We start from the raw sequence: 21,177 nt of genomic DNA, 5'->3' as shown, positions 1-21,177 counted from the left end.
ATGGCAACGCCGCATCTCCAGCCTATCAGCTTTCCAGAAATATCATTCCATGGGGACGGACCGACGCTTCGCGACACCGCCACCATCGGTGGCCGAGCGGAGCCCATCGGTCCGGATTCCTTCAGGGCATCACAGCAAAAGCGCTTTTCACCTGAAGGGAACATGAACGGAATGTAATCGACGGAAAAATCCCGCACCAGCACAGAAAAAGGCCGGCTTGCGCCGGCCTTTTCGGTATTGCATCGCAGTATCGGCCTATTCGGCCGTCGGCGTCGACTCTGATTCCGCGCTCGGATCCTGAACCGGCTCCGATTGCTGCGCCGATTCGGGCGTCGGCAGCGCCAGCGGTTCCTCCTCCGGAGCCGTCGGCACGATCGCCGCCTGCTTCTCGCGCTCGTCGAGAATCATCTTGTCGCGCTTCACCGCGACTTCGCGGATCTTCGCCATCGAGGCGCCGGTGCCCGCCGGGATCAGCCGGCCGACAATGACGTTTTCCTTGAGGCCTTCCAGCGGGTCGACCTTGCCGTTGACGGCGGCTTCGGTCAGCACGCGGGTAGTCTCCTGGAACGACGCCGCCGAGAAGAACGAGCGGGTCTGCAAGCTCGCCTTGGTGATGCCGAGCAGAACCGGCGTCCCCGTGGCGATCTTCTTGCCCTCTTCCTTCGCCCGCGCATTGAGCTGGTCGAACTCGATCTTGTCGATCTGTTCGCCCGAGATCATGTCTGTCTCGCCCTGGTCGGTGATCTCGACCTTCTGCAGCATCTGGCGAACGATCACCTCGATGTGCTTGTCGTTGATCAACACGCCCTGCAGCCGGTAGACCTCCTGGATTTCGTTGACCAGATAGGCGGCGAGTTCCTCGATGCCCTTGATCGCCAGAATGTCGTGCGGCGCCGGGTTGCCTTCGACGATGAAGTCACCCTTTTCGACGATGTCGCCATCCTGCAGATGGATGTGCTTGCCCTTCGGAATGAGGTATTCGCGAGTCTCCTCATTCTTGTCGAGCGGCTCGATCGAGATCCGGCGCTTGTTCTTGTAGTCGCGTCCGAACCGGATGGTGCCGGCGATTTCCGCGATGATGGCGGCGTCCTTCGGCTTGCGGGCCTCGAACAATTCCGCCACCCGCGGCAGACCGCCGGTGATGTCGCGGGTCTTGGCGCTTTCGGTGGAGATACGGGCGAGAATGTCGCCGGTCTTCACCTTGGCACCGACGTCGACCGACAAAATCGCGTCGACCGACAGCATGTAGCGGGCCTCGCCGCCGCGGGCGAGCTTGAGGATCTTGCCGTCCTTACCCTTGATGACGATCGCCGGACGCAGATCGGCGCCGCCGCGCGTCGAGCGCCAGTCGATGACGATACGCTTGGCGATGCCGGTCGATTCGTCGAGCGTTTCCGAAATCGACTGATCCTCGATCAGATCCTCGAAATCGATGGTGCCCTCGACCTCGGTCAGGATCGGCCGTGAGTACGGATCCCATTCGGCGATGCGCTGGCCGCGCTTGACCATGTCGCCTTCGTCGACGTGCACGCGCGCGCCGTATTGAATGCGGTGGGTCGCCCGTTCGGTGCCGTCGGCGTCGCTGATGGCGATCACCATGTTGCGGACCATCGCAACGCGGTGGCCTTCGCCGTTCTTGGCGATCGCCATGTTCTTGATGGTGATCTTGCCGTCGAAGTTGGATTCGATCACCGACTGCTCGTTGATCTGCGCCGCGCCGCCGATGTGGAACGTGCGCATCGTCAGCTGGGTGCCCGGCTCGCCGATCGACTGCGCCGCGATCACGCCGACCGCCTCGCCGTGATTGACCGGGGTGCCGCGGGCGAGATCGCGCCCGTAGCACTTGCCGCAGATGCCGTTGACCAGTTCGCAGGTCAGCGCCGAGCGGATCTTCACTTCCTGGATGCCGGCCTGCTGGATGGCGTCGACGTGGGTCTCCTCCATCAGCGTGCCGCGCTTGACCACGATCTTGTTGGTCACCGGATCGCGCAGATCCTCGCCGTTGGTACGGCCGAGAATGCGCGACGCCAGCGAGGCCACCACGGTGCCGGAATCGATGATGGCGCGCATCTTGATGCCGAGCTTGGTGCCGCAATCATCCTGGGTGATGATGCAGTCCTGCGCGACGTCGACCAGACGCCGCGTCAGGTAGCCGGAGTTCGCCGTCTTCAACGCCGTGTCGGCCAGACCCTTACGGGCGCCATGGGTCGAGTTGAAGTATTCGAGAACCGACAGGCCCTCTTTGAAGTTCGAGATGATCGGCGTCTCGATGATCTCGCCCGACGGCTTGGCCATCAGGCCGCGCATGCCGGCGAGCTGACGCATCTGCGCCGGCGAACCGCGCGCGCCCGAATGCGCCATCATGTAGATGGAGTTGATCTGGGTTTCTTCGCCCTTGGCGTTCGTCTTCACCGAGGAGATTTCTTTCATCATCTCCTTGGCGATGCCCTCGGTCGCCTTCGACCAAGCGTCGACGACCTTGTTGTACTTCTCGCCGTGGGTGATCAGACCGTCATTGTACTGCTGCTCGAAATCCTTCGCCAGCGTGCGGGTGGTATCGACGATCTTCCACTTCGACGCCGGCACCACCATGTCGTCCTTGCCGAACGAAATGCCGGCCTTGAACGCGTTGTAGAAGCCCAGCGCCATGATGCGGTCGCAGAAGATCACCGTCTCCTTCTGACCGCAGTGACGATAGACCTGATCGATGACGCCGGAGATTTCCTTCTTGGTCATCAGCTTGTTGATGACGTCGAACGGCATCTTCACCGACTTCGGCAACACCTGGCCCAGCATGGCGCGGCCGGCCGTGGTGTCGTACCAGCGGCTGACCTGCTTGCCGTTCTCGTCCAGGCCCTGCCACCGATATTTGATCTTGGTGTGCAGATGGATGACCTTGGCGTGCAGCGCGTGCTCGATCTCGGCCATCTCGCCATAGAGCTTGCCGGCGCCCGGCAATCCCTCGCGCAGGATCGACAGGTAGTACAGGCCGAGCACGATATCCTGCGACGGCACGATGATCGGCTGGCCGTTCGCCGGATGCAGGATGTTGTTGGTCGACATCATCAGGACACGGGCTTCCAGCTGCGCCTCAAGCGACAGCGGAACGTGCACGGCCATCTGGTCGCCGTCGAAGTCGGCGTTGAACGCGGCGCAAACCAGCGGATGCAGCTGGATCGCCTTGCCCTCGATCAGCACCGGCTCGAACGCCTGAATGCCGAGACGATGCAGCGTCGGCGCGCGGTTCAGCAGCACCGGATGCTCGCGGATCACCTCGTCGAGGATGTCCCAGACCTCGGGACGCTCCTTCTCGACCAGCTTCTTGGCCTGCTTCACCGTGGTCGACAGACCCTTGGCGTCGAGCCGCGAATAGATGAACGGCTTGAACAGCTCGAGCGCCATCTTCTTCGGCAGGCCGCACTGGTGCAGCTTCAGTTCCGGACCGACGACGATCACCGAACGGCCCGAATAGTCGACGCGCTTGCCGAGCAGGTTCTGACGGAACCGACCCTGCTTGCCCTTGAGCATGTCGGCCAGGGACTTCAGCGGGCGCTTGTTGGCGCCGGTGATGACGCGGCCGCGGCGGCCGTTGTCGAACAGCGCGTCGACGGCCTCCTGCAGCATGCGCTTTTCGTTGCGGATGATGATGTCCGGCGCGCGCAGCTCCATCAGCCGCTTCAAGCGGTTGTTACGGTTGATGACGCGGCGATACAGATCGTTGAGATCCGAGGTCGCAAAGCGGCCGCCATCGAGCGGCACCAGCGGCCGCAGGTCCGGCGGAATCACCGGCACCACGGTCAGGATCATCCATTCCGGCTTGTTGCCGGAATAGCGGAACGCCTCGACGATCTTCAGCCGCTTGGCGAGCTTCTTGTGCTTGATCTCGGATTCGGTCTCCTGCATGTCGATGCGCAGCTGCGCATCGAGCTTTTCCAGCTCAAGACCCTTCAACAATTCGCGGATCGCCTCGGCGCCGATCATGGCGGTGAAGGAATCCTGGCCATACTCGTCCTGGGCGCGGAGGAACTCCTCCTCGCTCAAGAGCTGGCGGTCCTTCAGCGCGGTCAGACCCGGCTCGAGCACGACGTAATATTCGAAATACAGGATCCGCTCGAGGTCCTTCAGCGTCATGTCGAGCAACTGCCCGATGCGCGAGGGCAACGACTTCAGGAACCAGATATGCGCCACGGGGGCTGCGAGCTCGATATGGCCCATGCGCTCGCGCCGGACGCGGGAGAGCGTCACTTCGACCGAGCACTTTTCGCAGATGATGCCCTTGTACTTCATCCGCTTGTACTTGCCGCACAGGCACTCGTAATCCTTGATCGGCCCGAAGATGCGGGCGCAGAACAGGCCGTCGCGCTCGGGCTTGAAGGTGCGGTAATTGATGGTTTCCGGCTTCTTGATTTCGCCGTAGGACCACGACAGAATCTTTTCCGGCGACGCGATCGAGATCCGGATCTGGTCGAACACCTGCGCCGGCGTCGTCGGATTGAACAGATTCATAATTTCTTGGTTCATCGTCTTCTCCTCGCGTGCCGATCGTCACCGGCAGCAAATCCGAAATTCCCTGGTCGACCCGCGCCGCGCTCAACGTCCGAGCACGGTGCGAATGCCCGACCGACCCGCGCGAGTCTGATTTCGCGCGGGTCGGTCGGGCATGACGCTTGTTGTTACTCGGCCGCCTCGGACGTCGTGCCGCCCGCCTTGGAATTGTGCAGATCGACGTTGAGGCCGAGCGAGCGCATTTCCTTGACCAGCACGTTGAACGATTCCGGGATGCCGGCCTCGAAGGTGTCGTCGCCGCGCACGATCGCCTCGTACACCTTGGTACGGCCGGCGACGTCGTCCGACTTCACGGTCAGCATTTCCTGAAGCGTGTAGGCGGCGCCGTAAGCCTCGAGCGCCCACACTTCCATTTCGCCGAACCGCTGTCCGCCGAACTGCGCCTTGCCGCCCAGCGGCTGCTGGGTAACGAGCGAGTACGGACCGATCGAACGGGCGTGGATCTTGTCGTCCACAAGATGGTGCAGCTTGAGCATGTAGATGTACCCAACCGTCACCTTGCGGTCGAACTCGTCGCCGGTTCGGCCGTCATAGACGGTCGATTGTCCGGAGGCGTCGAGCCCCGCCAGCTTCAGCATCTCTTCGATATCGGCTTCCTTGGCGCCGTCGAACACCGGCGTCGCGATCGGCACGCCGGGCTTCAGGTTACGCGCGAGTTCGAGCAGCTCGGTATCGTCGAGCGACTTGATGGTCTCGTCGTCGCCGTAGATCTTCTTCAGGGTCTCGCGCATCGGCTTGAGATCCTGCTTCTGATAATAGGCGTCGATGGTCTGGCCGATGCGCTTGCCGAGGCCGGCGCAGGCCCAGCCCAGATGCGTCTCCAGAATCTGACCGACGTTCATCCGGCTCGGCACGCCGAGCGGATTGAGCACGATGTCCGCATGGGTGCCGTCCTCGAGGAACGGCATGTCCTCGATCGCGACGATCTTGGAGACCACGCCCTTGTTGCCATGGCGGCCGGCCATCTTGTCGCCGGGCTGGATCTTGCGCTTCACCGCGACGAAGACCTTGACCATCTTCATCACGCCGGGCGGCAATTCATCGCCACGCTGCAGCTTTTCGACCTTGTCGAGGAAGCGCTGTTCAAGGCCCTTCTTCGATTCGTCGTACTGCTTCCGCATCGCTTCGATCTCAGCCATCAGCTTGTCGTTCGGCGACGCGAACAACCACCACTGCGACTTCGGATATTCCTCGAGCACCGGACGGGTGATCTTGGTGTCCTTCTTGAAGCCCTTCGGCCCGGCGATGCCCTGGCGGCCATCCAACAGCTCCGCCAAGCGGCCGTAGACGTTACGGTCGAGAATGGCCTGCTCGTCGTCGCGGTCCTTGGCGAGGCGTTCGATCTCTTCGCGTTCGATCGCCAGGGCGCGCTCGTCCTTGTCGACGCCGTGCCGGTTGAAGACGCGGACTTCGACGATGGTGCCCTGCACGCCGGGCGGCACCCGCAGCGAGGTGTCGCGGACGTCGGAAGCCTTTTCGCCGAAGATGGCGCGCAACAGCTTTTCTTCCGGCGTCATCGGGCTTTCGCCCTTGGGCGTGATCTTGCCGACCAGAATGTCGCCGGCGCGGACTTCGGCGCCGATATAGACGATGCCGGCTTCGTCGAGGTTCTTCAGCGCTTCTTCCGAAACGTTCGGAATGTCGCGGGTGATTTCCTCAGGCCCGAGCTTGGTGTCGCGGGCCATCACCTCGAATTCCTCGATGTGGATCGAGGTGAAGACGTCTTCCTTGACGATGCGCTCCGACAGCAGGATCGAATCTTCGAAGTTGTAGCCATTCCACGGCATGAACGCGACCAGCACGTTGCGGCCCAGCGCCAGCTCGCCGAGATCGGTCGACGGGCCGTCGGCGATGATGTCGCCCTTGGCCACCTTGTCGCCGACCTTCACCAGCGGACGCTGGTTGATGCAGGTCGACTGGTTGGAGCGCTGGTACTTCATCAGCCGGTAGATATCGACGCCCGACTTGGTGGGGTCGAGATCGTCGGTGGCGCGGATCACGACGCGGGTGGCGTCGATCTGGTCGATCACGCCGGTCCGGCGCGCGGCGATCGCCGCACCCGAATCGCGGGCCACCACGGCTTCCATGCCGGTGCCGACGAACGGCGCCTCGGCACGCACCAACGGCACGGCCTGACGCTGCATGTTGGAGCCCATCAGCGCGCGGTTGGCGTCATCGTTCTCGAGGAACGGAATCAACGCCGCGGCGACCGACACCAGCTGCTTCGGCGACACGTCCATGAAGTCGACCTTGTCGGCCGGGATCAGCAGCACGTCGCGGGTGCTGCCGTCACGACAGACGATCAGGTCCTCGGTGAAGCGGCCCTTGGCGTCGAGCGCCACATTGGCCTGCGCGACCGAATAGCGCCCCTCTTCCATCGCCGACAGATACACCACCTCGTCGGTGACGTGGCCATCCTTGCACTTGCGATAGGGCGTCTCGACGAAGCCGTATTTGTTGACGCGCGCGAAGGTCGCGAGCGAATTGATCAGGCCGATATTCGGGCCTTCCGGCGTCTCGATCGGGCAGATCCGGCCGTAATGGGTCGGATGCACGTCGCGGACTTCGAAGCCGGCGCGCTCGCGGGTTAGACCGCCCGGGCCCAACGCCGACAGACGGCGCTTATGGGTGATTTCCGACAGCGGATTGGTCTGATCCATGAACTGCGACAGCTGCGAGGAGCCGAAGAATTCGCGCACCGCGGCGGCCGCCGGCTTGGCGTTGATCAGGTCCTGCGGCATCACGGTGTCGATATCGACCGAGCTCATCCGCTCCTTGATGGCGCGCTCCATGCGCAGCAGTCCGACGCGATACTGATTTTCCATCAGCTCGCCGACCGAGCGCACCCGGCGGTTGCCGAGATGGTCGATGTCGTCGATCTCGCCACGGCCGTCGCGCAGACCCACCAGGGTCTTGATCACCGCCAGGATGTCTTCCTTGCGCAGCGTGCGGTGGGTGTCGGGCGCGTCGAGTTCGAGGCGCATGTTCATCTTGACGCGGCCGACCGCGGACAGGTCGTAGCGCTCGGAGTCGAAGAACAGCGACTGGAACATGTTCTGCGCCGAATCGATGGTCGGCGGCTCACCGGGACGCATCACCCGGTAGATGTCGAACAGCGCGTCTTCGCGGGTCATGTTCTTGTCGGCCGCCAGCGTGTTGCGGATATAGGCGCCGATATTGATATGGTCGATGTCGAGCAGCGGCAGTTCCTTGTAGCCCTGCTCGTGCAGCCCCTTCAGCGACTTCTCGGTGATCTCCTCGCCGGCTTCGGCGTAGATTTCGCCGGTCTTCGGATTGACCAGATCCTCGGCCAGATAGTTACCGATCAGTTCCTCGTCGGTCAGCCGCAGCGCCTTGAGGCCCTTCTCCTGCAGCAGCCGGGCGGCGCGCACGGTCAGCTTCTTGCCGGCCTCGAGCACGACCTTGCCGGTATCGGCGTCGATCAGATCGTTGATGGTCGAGTAACCGCGGAAGCGGCTCGCATCGAACGGAACGCGCCAGCCTTCCTTGATCTTCTTGTACTGGATCTTGTTGTAGAACGTGCTGAGGATTTCCTCGCCGTCGAGGCCGAGCGCGAACATCAGCGACGTCACCGGAATCTTGCGGCGGCGATCGATGCGCGCGAACACGATGTCCTTGGCGTCGAACTCGATGTCGAGCCAGGAGCCGCGATACGGAATCACCCGGGCGGCGAACAGCAGTTTGCCGGACGAATGGGTCTTGCCCTTGTCGTGGTCGAAGAACACGCCGGGCGAACGATGCATCTGCGAGACGATGACGCGCTCGGTGCCGTTGACGACGAAGGTGCCGTTCATGGTCATGAGCGGGATATCGCCCATGTAGACGTCCTGCTCCTTGATGTCCTTGACCGAACGCGCGCCGGTTTCCTCGTCGATATCGAACACGATCAGGCGCAGCGTCACCTTCAGCGGCGCCGCATAGGTCATGCCGCGCTGACGGCACTCATCGACGTCATATTTCGGCGGCTCGAATTCGTAGCGCACGAATTCCAGCATCGAGGTATTGGAGAAGTCCGAGATCGGGAACACCGAGCGGAACACGGCCTGAAGGCCCTCGTCGAGACGCCCGCCCGGAGGTTCGGCAATCATCAGGAACTGGTCGTAGGATGCCTTCTGAACCTCGATCAGGTTCGGCATCTCGGCGACTTCCCGAATATGTCCGAAGAACTTGCGAACGCGTTTGCGACCGGTGAACGTCTGCTGCGCCATCGTGGCCTCTCATTTCGTCGCCCGTGGGGGCGAACCTTCCGAAGCGCGATTGGCATCGCCCCCGGGTTGAATTACCGAAACATCCGAAACTCAGCAGTCCGATGTCAGGAACATAATCCTAAATCCGAACGTCAGAAACCTCGAACGCAAAACGACGTGCGGGGCGCCTGACTGCACCCGCCCGTCAAAACCATCTCGTTACAGACCGAAAAAGCCCGAAATTGTTGATCTCCCAACGGGTGCATGGAGACGTCACCATCTCCCACGCCACCGCGCTTTCGTGCTGCCATCCCAATATGGTACGGCAAATGTGGAGATTCGAGGGGTGTTCCCGCCAATCCCCACACAATCCTGTGTATGGCCTGTCCAGATCCGGCGCGCCGGGTTGCCCCGTCGGCGCCGCTTTAGTCCGCCCGACCGGGCTTGAGCCCGGTCTGACGGTCGTCGTAGCGATCCCCGGACCGCGCTGCGGCAAAGCCGCGCCGGCCCGGGAGTGTCGTTCCAGTAACCGATGGTTACTTGAGCTCGACCTTGGCGCCAGCCTTCTCGAGCTGAGCCTTGATCTTGTCGGCTTCTTCCTTGTTGACGCCTTCCTTGACGGCCTTCGGCGCGCCTTCGACCAGGTCCTTGGCTTCCTTGAGGCCGAGGCCGGTGATGGCGCGGACTTCCTTGATGACTTCGATCTTCTTCTCGCCGGCGGCGAGCAGCATCACGTTGAACTCGGTCTTCTCTTCAGCCGGAGCAGCAGCGGAAGCGGCCGGGCCGGCCACCGCGACGGCGGCAGCGGCGGAGACGCCCCACTTTTCTTCGAGCATCTTGGCGAGGTCGGCAGCTTCGAGCACGGTGAGGCTCGAGAGGTCTTCAACAATCTTGTTCAGGTCAGCCATTGATCTATTTCCTTAAGCGTATCAGTTCGAACCAGGGTTGAATGCGAAGGGCGTCAGGCCGCTTCGCTCTTAGAGGCATAAGCCTGAACAACGCGCGCGAGCTTGGACGCGGGCGCAGTCGAGAGCTGAGCGATCTTGGTCGCCGGCGCCACAAGGAGGCCGAGGATCTTGGCGCGCAGTTCGTCGAGCGAGGGCAGCGCGGCCAGGGCCTTGACGCTGTCGACGTTCAGGACGGTGGTGCCCATCGAGCCGCCGAGAATGACGAAGTTTTCGTTCGTCTTGGCGAATTCGACGGCCACCTTCGGCGCCGCTACCGGATCGTTGGAAGTCGCGATCACGGTCGGCCCCTTCAACAGGGAGCCGATGGCAACGACGTCGGTGCCTTCAAGAGCAATTTTGGCGAGACGGTTTTTCGAGACCTTGACCGAGGCGCCCGCCAGCTTCATCTGCGCACGCAGTTTCTGCATCTGGGCCACGGTGAGGCCGGAATAATGGGCCACGACCGCAACGCTGGTGGTCTTGAAGACCCCGTTCAGCGCTTCGACCGCGTCCTTTTTTGCCGCTCTTTCCACAGCAAGCTCTCTCCGGTTGGCGGCCTCTGCACGCAGGCAGGACCGCCGGGTTGCACCCATCGTCCTGCCAGAACCTGACCTCAAGACACACGGTCTTCAGACACGTCGGGCGGGACGATATTGAAAAGCCTGCCCTCCCGATCAGAGATGGCCGAAGCCACCACCTTACCGGGGTGTCGAGGTTCGAACCCAATCCACTCCCCGCCGCTTGACGCGACGAGACGCAAAATCCGGTCTTCACCCGTCTATGCAGGCAACGAATTAAGCCTTTGAGGAAACAAGATGTTTCAACGTCGGCGCCTGCAGTCTCGGACAGGATTCGGAGATCCCACACCAGGCCATTAACCGACCCGCCGAAGACCCCCTGCCCGCCTTCCTCCGCGACGATTGAACCCCTTCCCCCAAGCAATCCAGACGGACCTCTTGACGGACTGGTCTCCTATCGATTCGGGTTTTAAGAAAACGAGCACGGACGCACTAGCAACCGCCAGCGCGCCCGGAACGGAATGTTTAACGAGTCTGTCGCGCCTTGCCAAGAGGCAAGTTTCATGAAAGTTGCCAGGCCGGCCACCGTGCGGTGCGCGGGCAAGCATCGCGCTGCCCAGCCGGACGGCCCGACGGAAGGTGGGAGCGTGAATCCGAACTGGCGAGGCCTGCAAAGCCGCCGCATCCTTGATGCTTTCACCATGCTGCAAAGCCTGCGGCTGCCGGGCTGGCTGTGGATCGTGTTGCTGTGGGCGCTGACCGTGATTCCGGCGATCAGCCTGCGCTCGGCGCATTTCGAAGAGGGCACCGTGCTGGCGCTGGCGCGTGGCGCGGCCCAGGACGGCTGGTGGCTGGCGCCGCATCATTATGGCTTTCGATTCATCGAGCGGCCGGTGCTGCTGTCCTGGATCGCCGCGGCGCTCGGCAGCCTGACCGGCGAGGTCACGCTTTGGCACATCCGGATTCCGCATGTCCTGTTCCTGCTGGCCGGCGCCCTGCTGGTGTGGCGGCTGGTCCGCTCCCAGGCCAGCGACAGCGCCGCGCTGTTCGCCGCATTATGCTTTTTCGGCAGCCCGATGATCGCCACCAAGGTCGTCACCGCCGAGCCGGATGTGATGCTCTCGGTGCTGTTGTTCGCGGCCTTCGTGCTGTGGTGGAATGGAACGGTGGCCGGCGGGGTCTCGCTGCGGCGCAGCCTCGTCATCGGCGCCGTGCTGGGCGCCGCCGCCTTGACCAAGGGGATTCAGCCGATGGCCTATTTCCCGCTCGGGGTCGGTGCCTATCTGCTGTGGCGCCGGCAATGGCGCCAGCTGACGCCGTTCCTGATCGCCAATGCGATCGGCGCGACCCTCTGCCTGGCCTGGTACCTGGCCGTGTTCGAGCCCGGCGACTTCACACAATGGCTCACCCATTCCCGGCTCGGCGGCCATCGCGGCGATCCATTCTATCAATTCGATCTCAGCATCCTGGCCGAATGGCTGCCGCTGTCGCTGATGCTTCCCTTTGCGGTCTACCGGCTCAGCCGCACCGAGCGCAGTCCCAAAGCTGACCCCAAGGCCGATCTGCTGCTCGCCTCGATCCTCTATGCGACCGCCTGCACCGCGGTCCTGGCATTCTGGCCGGACGCCAAGGCGCGCTACGCGATGCCGGCGACCTTGGGGCTGACGACCATGGCCGGACTGATGTTCGACCAATGGAAAGCCGCGCGCCCGGCCTGGCTGGCGGCGACGCTGGTGCTGGTGGTCGCCGTCGCGAGCTATCCGATCATCCTTGGGCAGCTGGTGATGCCGCTGGCGCCGGACCTGTTTCAATCCAGTCGGCTCCAAGGGCGAACCATCAATTTCGCCCAGCAGACCCTGCCCGGTGTGCTCTATACGACCCGCCATGCCGTCAACAGCAACGTCCTGGCCCATGTCGATGGCCCGATCCACGAAGTGACGCTCGCCGATCTGCAGTCGGTGAAGCCGCCCTTTCTGGCCTTGATCCGATCTGCAGACGTGGCGCGGCTGACGGATCTTCTGTCGCAACGTCAGGTTACGGTCTGGGGAACACTCCCGGGCGGGACGCAATCCTTCGTGCAGGTGCGCCCCCTGCCCTGATCGCCTGCACGGCGAAAGCGCGTGGCCCGGCCGGCGTCGACGCGCGACGGTAGCCGCAGGTTCCATCAGTTGTGTCGCTTGCGCGACTCAACCCTTTGTGGCTTGCTGGGCCAGGCTCAACATGGAGCGTGCAACCAAGTTTGCGCGTGCTTTGTGGCTGAGGCCCACCTTGATTTCGGGTCAGCCCCTGAAATTCGGGACGCTAGTGTTGACCAGCGTCAAGATGAACCTCAGGGAACAAGCTCCATGAAAAGCACTATTCTGGCCGTGGCCGTGGCCGCGACCTCGCTCGGCTTTGCCGGTGACGGCTTCGCGCAATCGCGCGTTTCGAAAGCGCGGATGCAGCCGCTTGCACCGCCTGTGTCCTATGTGCCCAACGCGGCGTATTTCGTCGGCCTCGGCGGCAGCTTCAATTCCCTCAGCTATGGCAATCAGAATATCTATGCCGAGGGCGTTTCCAACATCTATCAGAACGGCGTTCAGGTCGCCTATGGCTCGGCCGGCGGCCCGACCACGCCCTATCTCGACAATCGATCCATCCTGGCGCCGATGGCCCAGGCCGGCTATTTCCAGCACTTCGCCGGCAGCGACTGGCTGTGGGGCGGCAAGATCACCTACACCTATCTGAATGCCCATTCGACCGACAACCGTGTCCGCGACCCGCAGGTCGGCTCGTTCAGCAGCGCCACACCGAACACCTTCACCGGCAATGTGATCATCGGGTCGTACCAGAGCGGCATCACCCATCAGATCAATTTTATTCCCTTCCTCGGCCATTCCTTCGAGCGCAGCATGGTATATGCCGGCGTCGGCCCGTCGCTGTCGCAGGTCAAGTCCAGCTTGAACAATGTGGTCGGCTTTGCCGCGATCGACGGCCAGCATCTCAACATCACCGGAACGCCGAGCAATTTCTCAAGCACCCAATGGGTGTGGGGCGGCGTCGCCACGATCGGCGGGACATACTACATCGACCGCAGCTGGTTCATCGACGTCAACTACAGTTTCGGCGTGACCCAGAACAAGACGTCCGACTTTTCGGGCCCGTTCGCCAGCGCCACCGATGGCTACACCGACACCGGCATCCTGAGCGGCAATTGGTCCGGCCACATCACCACCCAGACGGTCGCAATCTCAATCAACAAGGCGTTCTGAGGTAACATCAAGCACATCAGTAACGTGTTCCGGACGAGGGGCGGCGCATCGAACCGCTCCGCAAATCCGGGACCGTTACGGGGAAAGCCCCTCAGCGAGCAAACGCCGGAAGCTGCTACAGCACATTCTCGATGTCGGTCCTTGCAAAATCATCGCCTATATAAAGCAGCCGACAGGCATGTTCCTTCGCGACTTCGTAGGCAAAGCAGTCGCCGAAATTCAGCGCAGCGGGATGAATGCCCTTGCCCCACTTCGCGTAGGCGTCGGCGACCCGTCGGGCCGCGGCAGGCGTAACGGTTACGATTTCAAAGCCAACGCCGTCGATCAAGCGCGCCATCTCCTCCGCAACATTCCGCCTGGCAGCGACGATAAGGGCCTCGGCCACCGTGCCTGCGGAAATCAAAAGCTCGTTCTCAGCCTCAAGCACGCTGATGCAAGCCTCAGCGTCCGCTTCATTGAGCACAATCGCCATCAGCGCCGACGTATCCACTGCTATCACGCTGGCAAGCCATCGTCGGCATAGAGGAAGTCCTGACTACGCGCAGCGCTCGGTCCGGCCGTGGCCTTGGCCGCCCCCGCGGCACGCACGGCTTCCAGCAGCGCCCGACGTGATGTTGCGTCTTGCGCCGCCTTGAGCGGCACCAGACGCACGGCGGCATGACCGTGACGGGTCAGGATCACCTCGTCCCCCGCCTCGGCGCGGCGGACCAGTTCGATCAATTGCCGCTTCGCCTCGGTCACGGAAATCTGCATGCTGACCTCCTCACCTGGTGGATTAATTTGGACCGCTTTATGGTCCAATTCAACCGCAGCATTCAGCGGCCCCACCGCACCACCCCGTCACCCCTTCGGGCAGGCCGCTCCGGCGTCGGCCCAGGCCTTGATCAGCTCGCCGAACTGTTTCTGGGTGCCGGGGGCCGGCGTGCGCCCGGCGCCGGGATGCCAGCCCCAGCCGACCAGCTCATCATCCGCCATATGATGAATCAACGCCGCCATGTCCTTGCTGCCATTGCGGGTTCGGTCCTTGATCTGGGTGCAGATCTGGCCGAGCGTCTTGCCCTGCCAGGCCATCTCGATCGGCGCCACAGCCCATTTCGGATTGCCCGGAACGCCGGCCGCATCGAAATTGGCGTCGTGATGGCAGGTGGCGCAGGCCATGCCGCCGAGCGCGCCGGTGCCGCTCGGGCCGCGCACCACCAGCGGCTGGTGCGGCGTCATCCGGTCGGTCTGGGTCGGCCGGTCGCCCGCCGGATGACAGTTCATGCAGCGCGGCGACGCGATCACCTTGCCGGCCTCCTGAAACAATGCCACCGCGCGCTGGTTCTTGTCCTTGATCCTGGCGAACGCCTTGACCGGCTGCAGCTTGGCCGGATTGGTCGCCGGCTCGGCGTCGGCGACCCCGCGAAATCCGGGCTCCGCCATCACCAGAAAACCGGCCGCCAGGCCCCCGGCGGCCAGCGCCATCATCGATTGCTTGAACAGGCTCATGCGGAGGCTCCCGACACGATCGGCAATTGCCGCGGCCGCGGCAGGCCCAGCTTGGCCATGGCATTGGCCACCGCCGGCCCGAGCGGCGGCACGCCGGGTTCGCCGACCCCGGTCGGCTTCTCCTGCGAATTCACGATCGTCACCTCGATCTGCGGCATCTCATGGATCCGCAGTGAGCGATATTTGTCGAAATTGCCGGCGACCGGAACGCCGCCCTCGATGGTCTGCGCGGCATAGAGGATGTGGCCGAGCGCAAAGCCGATGCCGCCTTCCATCTGGGCGCGGATGATGTCGGGGTTGACGGCGACGCCGCAATCAACCGCGCACCAGACCTTGTGGACTTTCGGCCCCTCCTCGCCGACCGACAATTCGACCACCTGGGCGACGAAGGTCTTGAAGCTTTCCACTACCGCGACGCCGCGGGCACGGCCCGGCGCGAGTTTGGCATCCTTCCAATTGGCCAATTCGGCGACCGCCTTGAGCACGCCGGCGTGGCGCGGCTTGTCCTTCATCAAGGCAAGCCGCCCCTCGACCGGGTCCTGCCCGGCGGCTTCCAGCAATTGATCGATAAAGGCTTCGACGGCGTAGCCGGTGTGGGTGTGGCCGACCGAGCGCCACCACAGCACTGGCACGCCAACCCGGACCTGATGCAGATCGCAGCGGAAATTGGCGACCTCATAGGGGATCTCGTTGGAGCCCTCATAGGCGGTGGAATCGAGGCCGTTCTTCATCGCCATCGCCTCGAACGGCGAGCCTTGCATGATCGACTGGCCGACGATGGTGTCGCTCCAGGCCACGATCTGTCCGTCGCGTACCATGCCGCGCATGCGATGCACGCCGAACGGCCGGTAGTAACCACCGCGCATGTCGTCCTCGCGGGTCCACACCAGCTTGACCGGCTTGCCGGGACCGATCGCCTTGGCGACTTCGGCGAGCTCGGCCGCGACATGCACGGTCTGTTGCGCGCGGCGGCCAAAGCTGCCGCCGGCCAGGATGGTCTGCAGGCTGACCTTGTCGATGGGTAGCCCCAGCACCTGGGCGATGGTGGCGTGATCGGGGGTGGGAAACTGGCTGCCATAGCGCGCCGACGCCGTCTCGCCGTCCCACTTCATGAAGGCGTTGAGCGGCTCCATCGGCGCGTGCGCCAGATAGGGAAACGCGAATTCGGCCTCGATCACCTGGCCGCCCTGAGCAATTTCCGCTTCGACGTCGCCATGCTGTTTGACGAGCTTGCCCGGCGTCTTCGACAGCGCGCGGAATTCGCGCAGCAGATCCGCGGTGCCGCGCTGTTCGGCCTCGCTGTCGTCCCAGACGATCTTCAGCGCGTCACGCGCGGTCTTCGCCGGCCAAAATCCATTGGCATAGACGGCTACGCCGGTCGGCACCTGCTTGACGTCGACGACGCCCGCAATGGCCTTGGCCGCGCCGGCATCGAAGGACGCCACCTTGCCGCCGAATTTCGGCGACCGCGCCACCAGCACGGTCAGCATGCCGGGCTCGTTGATGTCGAGGGTGAACACCGCCGAGCCGTTCGACTTCGCCGCGCTGTCGAGGCGCTTCACCGCGCCCTCCTTGCCGATCAGCTTGAAGTTCGCCGGATCCTTCAGCTGCGGATCCTCCGGCACCGGCAGCTGCATGGCCTTGTCGGCGAATTCACCGAACCGGCCCTGCTTGCCGGAGCCATGGCTGATCACGCCATTCTCAACCTTGATCTCCGACGCCGGCACCTGCCAGCTCTCGGCCGCCGCAGCGACCAGCATCTCGCGCGCCGCGGCGCCGACCTTGCGCATCTGCTCATAGGAATTGGCGATTGCGCTGGAGCCGCCGGTGCCCTGCACGCCGAACAGTAAATTCTTGTACAGCGCCGGATTCGACGGCGCGTGCTCGGCGCGCATCTGCGACCAATCGGCGTCGAGCTCCTCGGCCACCAGCGTCGCCATGCCGGTGAAGGGCCCCTGCCCGAATTCGATGTGCTTGCTCAGCACCGTCACGGTGTTGTCGCGGCCGATGATGAGAAACGTGTTGGGCGCGATGTTGACGCTGGGCGGCGCCGGCTGGTTCTGGGCGACCGCCGGTCCGCCGCGGCTGGCGATGTAGACGCCGATGGCGAGGCCGGCGCCGGCCTTCAGCAGCGACCGGCGCGATAGTGTCGCGGCCTGCGCGCCATCGCCGAGAATGGTTCTGTCATGGATCGTCATGGCTCAGCCCTCCAGCGATTTGGCGGCGTCGTGAATCGCGGCGCGGATCCGCACATAGGTGGCGCAGCGGCAGATGTTGCCGGACATCGCCAGATCGATATCGCGGTCGTTCGGTTTGGGATTGCGGGTGAGCAATGCGGCAGCGCTCATCACCTGGCCGGACTGGCAATAGCCGCATTGCGGCACGTCGAGCACGACCCAGGCCTTCTGCACCGCGGCGGCTTCCTTGCTCGCAATGCCTTCGATCGTGGTGATCTCGCCGGAGCCGACCGCCGAGACCGGCAGCGAACAGGAGCGCACCGGCTCGCCGTCGAGATAGACCGTGCAGGCGCCGCATTGCGCTACGCCGCAGCCATATTTGGTGCCGGTTAGTCCGGCGCCGTCGCGGATCGCCCAGAGCAAAGGCGTGCCCGGATCGACGTCGATGGCGTGAGTCTGTCCGTTGATGTTCAGCGTATAGGCCGTCATTGCCGTTCTCCCGCAGCGAGCCCGGTAAAGTAGATGCGAATGCTTCTAATCCGCAACTCACAACAATTTGCATGGGGCGGTGGGGAACGAAATGGCGAGCGGCTGTCCCGACGCAGGACCTGCAAGCGGCCGGCAAGCAAACAAATCAGCAGCGATACTGCGAAAAATGACGCGCAAAATCACGTATCGGTCCGCTGGAATTTGACGCGCGAAAACTATGCCCGCATATCAGGCTTGACCAAAGCAGTGGTGCGGGACCGCAGCGACGCGACCGACCCATTACCGACTGGGTCGTACATCCATCGTCGGCTGATCGCGATATCGTTCGTGCGAAGCTCTTGTTTCTTGCACCAGCGCTCGACCTTCTGGAAGACATCACGACATGACCGACATCGAATCCTTCATCCGCGGCCTGCCCAAGACAGACCTGCACATGCACATTGAGGGCAGCATCGAGCCACAGCTCATGCTGAACCTCGCCGCCCGCAATGGCATGAAGCTCCGCTGGGACACGGCCGAGGCGCTGCGGGCGGCGTATCATTTCACGAACCTGAAGTCCTTCCTCGACCTTTACTTCGAGGGCTGCAAGGTCCTGGTCAGCGAAGCCGACTTCCACGACGTGACCCGAGCCTACCTGCGCCGGGCCCACGAAGACGGCGTGATCCGCGCCGAACTCTTCATCGGCCCGCAGAGCTTCATTGAACGTGGCACTGCGATCGAGGCGCTGATGTCCGGCGTGCTCGGCGCCATGGAGGAGGCGCGCTGCGTGCACGGCATAAGCGTCGGCCTGATGATCAGCGTCCACCGCCACCGCACGGAGGCGGACGCGATGGTCGTCCTGGATCAGATCATGCCCTGGAAAGACCAGATCATCGCCATAGCCATGGGCGGTGCCGAGGTCGGCAACCCGCCCGCGAAATTCGCCCGCTTCTTCGCGGCTGCCCGCGACCGCGGCTTTCGCACCACGGTCCATGCCGGAGAGGAAGGCCCCGCCGCCTATGTGCGTGAGGCGCTGGAATTGCTGCAGGTCGACCGCATCGACCACGGCAACGCCTGCCTTGCCGATCCCGGTCTCGTACGGGAACTGGCGATGCGACATATCCCGCTGACGGTCTGCCCGCTTTCGAATCTGCGGCTGCAGGTCGTGACAGACATGGCGCGGCACACGCTGAAGACCATGATGGCGCAGGGCCTGCACGTCACCGTCAATTCCGACGACCCGGCTTACTTCGGCGGCTACGTGACCGAGAATCTGTTGGCCTGCCGCGACGCTCTCGGCCTGTCGGTGGATGACATCGTCCTCCTCGTCCGCAACGGGCTGGAGGCGGCCTTCGTGACGAAGCAGGAGCGCCAAATCCTGCTCGGCCAGTTGGACACCTACCTCGCGCGGCATGCCGCCGCATCAACGTCACAGGTCTAATTTCGCCGCAACGCTAATCGGTCGGTTTTGGCCCACCGCGTGGCTTTGGTTGCCCTGCTCATTGGGCCGCTCTTGAGAGCGGATTGAATCTTGCAAACCGACCGCCCGCAGGTCGGCTCAACTAGAGCTATCCCGGTTCTGATAGAATCAGAACCGGAGCTCTAGATTCTTGTTTTGACGCGTTTTCTTCACGCGAACCGGTTTCCACTTCGCTCGAAAACGCTCTCAACATCGCCCCTATCCCACCGGATAACGCAGCGCCCGCCCCGCAAAGAATGCCGTCAGATTCTCGATCACGCAGTCCTGCATCGCGATATGGGCCTCCGCGGTATGGCCGCCGATATGCGGGGTCAGCACCACATTGGGCAAGGCGGTCAGCGCGTCCGGCGCCTGCGGCTCGACCTCGAACACGTCGAGCCCGGCGCCCGCGATGGTGTTGTCGGACAGCGCCGCCACCAGGGCGGCCTGGTCGATCACCGAGCCGCGCGAGATGTTGATGACGGAGCCTTCGGCGCCGAGGCGCTTCAGCATCGCCGCATCGATGATGTGCTTTGTATCGGGCCCTGCCCGCACCGCGATCACCAGCACGTCGCACCACTCGACCAGCGCTTCCAGGCTGGCATGATAGGCATAGGGCACGTCATGCCGGCTGCGGCTGTGATACCCGACTTCGGTCTCGAATGCGGCGGCGCGCAGCGCGATCTTGCGCCCGATCTCGCCCATGCCATAGACGCCGATCCGGCGACCCGACAAGCCGCGCGGCGGCCGCAGCAATGGCGACGGCTTGGCCTGCGCCCAGCCGCCGGCGCGCAGATAGGCGTCGGCGGGCAGCAACCGCCGCGTCAGCGCCAGCAGCAGCGTCATCGCCAGGTCGGCGACCGCCGAGGCGTTCGCCGCCGGGCTGTTGCCGAGCACGATGTTGCGCTCGGCCATCGTCTTGAGGTCGACGCCGTCATAGCCGGTGCCGTAGCAGATGATGGCGCCGAGCGACGGCAGCGTGTCGAGCACGTCGCGTCCCAATGGCTGGCCGCCCGCGGTGATCAAGGCGCGAACCTCGGCGAGCTCGGCCGCATCGAAGATCTCGGCCGGCGGCTTGCCGGCGGCGTCGATCAGCTCGAAGCGCTGCGCGACCCGGGTCATCATCGACTTCGGAAATCGGGAATAGATCAGAACCTTGTCGGACATTCGGGGCTTTCGGCGGGAGTGAGGCAACGGCCGCTTCTGGTTCGTCATGCCCGGTCTTCGTGCCGGGCATCCACGTCTTGGCCGCGAGGAAGGCGTGGATGGCCGGGACAAGAGCCCGGCCATGACGGTGTTGGAACGTCTGTCCTATCAGTGATCCGTACCGACAAGCAAAACGAGAAGGGGCGGAACCGGTTGCCCGATCCCGCCCCTGATCATTTAGTGTTGCAGCAAAGCTCAGGCCAGAATGGTGCCCGGCTCGACCTTGACGCCGGGGCCCATCGAGGACGACACCGCGACGCGCTGGATATAGGTGCCCTTGGCACCGGCCGGCTTCGCCTTCGACACCGCGTCGGCGAGCGCCTTGATGTTCTCGACCAGCTTGTCCTCGCCGAACGAGGCCTTGCCGATGCCGGCCTGCACGATGCCGGCCTTCTCGACGCGGAACTCGACCGAGCCGCCCTTGGCGCCCTTGACCGCACCGGCGACGTCCATCGTCACGGTGCCGATCTTCGGGTTCGGCATCATGCCGCGCGGGCCGAGCACCTTACCGAGGCGACCGACCAACGGCATCATGTCGGGGGTCGCGATGCAGCGATCGAAGTTGATGTTGCCGCCTTGGACCTGCTCGACCAGATCTTCGGCACCGACGACGTCGGCGCCTGCGGCGAGGGCCTCTTCAGCCTTGGCGCCGCGCGCGAACACGCCGACGCGCAAGGTGCGGCCGGTGCCGTTCGGCAGCGTCACCACGCCGCGCACCATCTGATCGGCGTGACGCGGGTCGACGCCGAGATTGATGGCGACTTCGATCGTCTCGTCGAACTTCGACGTGGCGCGTTCCTTGATCATCTTGATCGCGTCCGCGATCGGGTAAAGCTTCTCGCGATCGATACCTTCGCGGGCCTTCTTCAAACGTTTTCCGATTGCCATG

13 protein-coding genes and 1 pseudogene are annotated in these 21,177 nt (G+C 63.6%); 3 read left to right on the top strand and 11 right to left on the bottom strand.

Annotated features, from left to right (window positions below; genetic code table 11):
* Positions 1-324 precede the first annotated feature (324 nt).
* From rpoC to rplJ, 4 genes and pseudogenes are all read right to left on the bottom strand, one after another.
* A pseudogene (gene rpoC, locus RBJ75_RS03040) lies at positions 325-4,521 on the bottom strand (DNA-directed RNA polymerase subunit beta'); the annotation flags it as partial.
* Positions 4,522-4,673: 152 nt separating this feature from the next.
* Entirely contained in the window at positions 4,674-8,795 is a 4,122-nt protein-coding gene (gene rpoB, locus RBJ75_RS03035; RefSeq protein ID WP_044413388.1) for a DNA-directed RNA polymerase subunit beta, read from the bottom strand.
* A 515-nt stretch (positions 8,796-9,310) separates the two neighbouring features.
* Positions 9,311-9,682, bottom strand: coding sequence for a 50S ribosomal protein L7/L12 (gene rplL / locus RBJ75_RS03030; RefSeq protein ID WP_044413391.1), 372 nt, complete (start codon positions 9,680-9,682; stop codon positions 9,311-9,313).
* Positions 9,683-9,735: 53 nt separating this feature from the next.
* Complete coding sequence (gene rplJ / locus RBJ75_RS03025) at positions 9,736-10,254, bottom strand: 50S ribosomal protein L10 (protein WP_044413394.1); 519 nt, start codon at positions 10,252-10,254, stop codon at positions 9,736-9,738.
* A 632-nt stretch (positions 10,255-10,886) separates the two neighbouring features.
* Between rplJ and RBJ75_RS03020 the strand changes: the two genes are divergently transcribed.
* Positions 10,887-12,338: an ArnT family glycosyltransferase gene (locus RBJ75_RS03020; protein ID WP_044413416.1), complete on the top strand. Its 1,452-nt coding sequence runs from the start codon at positions 10,887-10,889 to the stop codon at positions 12,336-12,338.
* Between the two features lie 246 nt (positions 12,339-12,584).
* A complete protein-coding gene (locus tag RBJ75_RS03015; protein WP_052628966.1) occupies positions 12,585-13,490 on the top strand; it encodes a hypothetical protein in 906 nt (301 codons plus the stop codon).
* A gap of 115 nt (positions 13,491-13,605) precedes the next feature.
* On the opposite strand, the gene RBJ75_RS03010 is transcribed toward RBJ75_RS03015, so the two are convergent.
* From RBJ75_RS03010 to RBJ75_RS02990, 5 genes are all read right to left on the bottom strand, one after another.
* Positions 13,606-13,989, bottom strand: coding sequence for a type II toxin-antitoxin system VapC family toxin (locus RBJ75_RS03010; protein WP_044413396.1), 384 nt, complete (start codon positions 13,987-13,989; stop codon positions 13,606-13,608).
* Positions 13,986-14,243, bottom strand: a complete 258-nt coding sequence (locus RBJ75_RS03005; RefSeq protein ID WP_044413399.1) for a type II toxin-antitoxin system Phd/YefM family antitoxin — start codon at positions 14,241-14,243, stop codon at positions 13,986-13,988. Before RBJ75_RS03005 ends, RBJ75_RS03010 begins: the two co-directional genes overlap by 4 nt.
* An 87-nt stretch (positions 14,244-14,330) precedes the next feature.
* Positions 14,331-14,978, bottom strand: coding sequence for a hypothetical protein (locus tag RBJ75_RS03000; RefSeq protein ID WP_044413402.1), 648 nt, complete (start codon positions 14,976-14,978; stop codon positions 14,331-14,333).
* The gene (locus RBJ75_RS02995; RefSeq protein WP_044413404.1) at positions 14,975-17,176 is read right to left on the bottom strand and encodes a xanthine dehydrogenase family protein molybdopterin-binding subunit; all 2,202 of its coding nucleotides are present in this window, start codon (positions 17,174-17,176) and stop codon (positions 14,975-14,977) included. The genes RBJ75_RS03000 and RBJ75_RS02995 overlap by 4 nt, the downstream gene beginning before the upstream one ends.
* 3 nt (positions 17,177-17,179) lie before the next feature.
* Positions 17,180-17,644 (bottom strand): (2Fe-2S)-binding protein, encoded by a 465-nt coding sequence (locus RBJ75_RS02990; RefSeq protein ID WP_044413406.1) that lies wholly within the window; start codon positions 17,642-17,644, stop codon positions 17,180-17,182.
* A 382-nt stretch (positions 17,645-18,026) separates the two neighbouring features.
* Here RBJ75_RS02990 and RBJ75_RS02985 point away from each other — a divergent pair, with 382 nt between their 5' ends.
* Positions 18,027-19,064, top strand: a complete 1,038-nt coding sequence (locus RBJ75_RS02985; protein WP_044413409.1) for an adenosine deaminase — start codon at positions 18,027-18,029, stop codon at positions 19,062-19,064.
* Between the two features lie 237 nt (positions 19,065-19,301).
* Here RBJ75_RS02985 and RBJ75_RS02980 read toward each other — a convergent pair whose 3' ends face one another.
* Together RBJ75_RS02980 and rplA are read right to left on the bottom strand one after the other, a co-directional pair.
* Positions 19,302-20,249, bottom strand: coding sequence for a 2-hydroxyacid dehydrogenase (locus RBJ75_RS02980; protein ID WP_044417214.1), 948 nt, complete (start codon positions 20,247-20,249; stop codon positions 19,302-19,304).
* Positions 20,250-20,483: 234 nt separating this feature from the next.
* Complete coding sequence (rplA, locus tag RBJ75_RS02975; RefSeq protein WP_044417215.1) at positions 20,484-21,176, bottom strand: 50S ribosomal protein L1; 693 nt, start codon at positions 21,174-21,176, stop codon at positions 20,484-20,486.
* Between the last annotated feature and the right edge of the window lies 1 nt (position 21,177).

The sequence above is a fragment of the Rhodopseudomonas sp. BAL398 genome (assembly GCF_033001325.1).
GTDB lineage: Bacteria > Pseudomonadota > Alphaproteobacteria > Rhizobiales > Xanthobacteraceae > JARJEH01.
Note: the sequence above shows the minus strand (reverse complement) of the source record. Positions and strands in the feature narration are given on the sequence as shown.

What these genes read in the sequence shown, in the direction of transcription:
- rpoB (WP_044413388.1), bottom strand. Translation starts at nt 8,795, where the DNA reads ATGGCGCAGCAGACGTTCACCGGTCGCAAACGCGTTCGCAAGTTCTTC.
- rplL (WP_044413391.1), bottom strand. Translation starts at nt 9,682, where the DNA reads ATGGCTGACCTGAACAAGATTGTTGAAGACCTCTCGAGCCTCACCGTG.
- RBJ75_RS03015 (WP_052628966.1), top strand. Translation starts at nt 12,585, where the DNA reads ATGAAAAGCACTATTCTGGCCGTGGCCGTGGCCGCGACCTCGCTCGGC.
- RBJ75_RS03005 (WP_044413399.1), bottom strand. Translation starts at nt 14,243, where the DNA reads ATGCAGATTTCCGTGACCGAGGCGAAGCGGCAATTGATCGAACTGGTC.
- RBJ75_RS03000 (WP_044413402.1), bottom strand. Translation starts at nt 14,978, where the DNA reads ATGAGCCTGTTCAAGCAATCGATGATGGCGCTGGCCGCCGGGGGCCTG.
- RBJ75_RS02995 (WP_044413404.1), bottom strand. Translation starts at nt 17,176, where the DNA reads ATGACGATCCATGACAGAACCATTCTCGGCGATGGCGCGCAGGCCGCG.
- RBJ75_RS02990 (WP_044413406.1), bottom strand. Translation starts at nt 17,644, where the DNA reads ATGACGGCCTATACGCTGAACATCAACGGACAGACTCACGCCATCGAC.
- RBJ75_RS02985 (WP_044413409.1), top strand. Translation starts at nt 18,027, where the DNA reads ATGACCGACATCGAATCCTTCATCCGCGGCCTGCCCAAGACAGACCTG.
- RBJ75_RS02980 (WP_044417214.1), bottom strand. Translation starts at nt 20,249, where the DNA reads ATGTCCGACAAGGTTCTGATCTATTCCCGATTTCCGAAGTCGATGATG.
- rplA (WP_044417215.1), bottom strand. Translation starts at nt 21,176, where the DNA reads ATGGCAATCGGAAAACGTTTGAAGAAGGCCCGCGAAGGTATCGATCGC.